1 protein-coding gene is annotated in these 266 nt (G+C 30.1%); it reads right to left on the bottom strand.

The features are described from left to right. Positions 1–266 (bottom strand): hypothetical protein (locus QZZ53_RS12500; RefSeq protein WP_296385161.1); only part of this gene is annotated, 266 nt, incomplete at both ends.

The following is a 266-nucleotide window of genomic DNA, read 5'->3' as shown; positions in this document are numbered from 1 at the left end:
TTGTATGATTGCCCTGAGCTCTTCAGTTTCCCATTCTCCCAAAAAGTATTACCTGTGAATAAATATTTATCATCAAAAGAGACCCCATAAAAAGGTGGTAAAAATCTATACTTGTATGTATCAATTGTACATATGCATCTTTTATTATCAGCAGCTTCTTTTAAGAAATAATTAATCTGTTTCAGTACACCATCAACATTATCAAACTTATCCTTAAAATCATCATCAACAAATTCAGCAGTATCATAGAAATTAGGATCTAGTAT

The sequence above is a fragment of the Winogradskyella sp. genome (assembly GCF_016744625.1).
Taxonomy (GTDB): Bacteria; Bacteroidota; Bacteroidia; order Flavobacteriales; family Flavobacteriaceae; genus Winogradskyella.
The sequence above is the reverse complement of the archived record's forward strand: the minus strand, read 5'-3'. Positions and strand labels throughout refer to the sequence as shown.